The sequence below is a fragment of the Tritonibacter sp. SIMBA_163 genome (assembly GCF_046535935.1).
Classification (GTDB): Bacteria; Pseudomonadota; Alphaproteobacteria; order Rhodobacterales; family Rhodobacteraceae; genus Epibacterium; species Epibacterium scottomollicae.
In genome coordinates, this window is the sequence record NZ_JAWJBP010000871.1 from 1 (window position 1) to 254 (window position 254).

Here is a 254-nt window from a genome sequence, read left to right on the forward strand (position 1 = left end):
CTATTTTTTATAGTTAATCGTTCAATCTCCTCCGTGCTCCATCCTATTTCTTTTAAATAAAGATTTTTCCATTCTCTTGCTGTGTCAGTAATTCTTTGTATAGCTTGGTCTTTTTCCTTGATAAGCTTATCAATTTTCTGATCTTCTCGTCGATCATTGTATAATTTCAAAATAAAGAAAAATGCAGGAACCGAACCTATAATTAATAGAGTTCCTGTAGATCCAAATGATTCATTTAATACCTTAATCAATTG

1 protein-coding gene is annotated in these 254 nt (G+C 30.3%); it reads right to left on the reverse strand.

The genetic code is table 11. The annotated features are described in order from the left end of the window. The coding region (locus R0J92_RS24830) for a hypothetical protein (RefSeq protein ID WP_411053646.1) at positions 1 to 254 on the reverse strand (254 nt) is incomplete at both ends.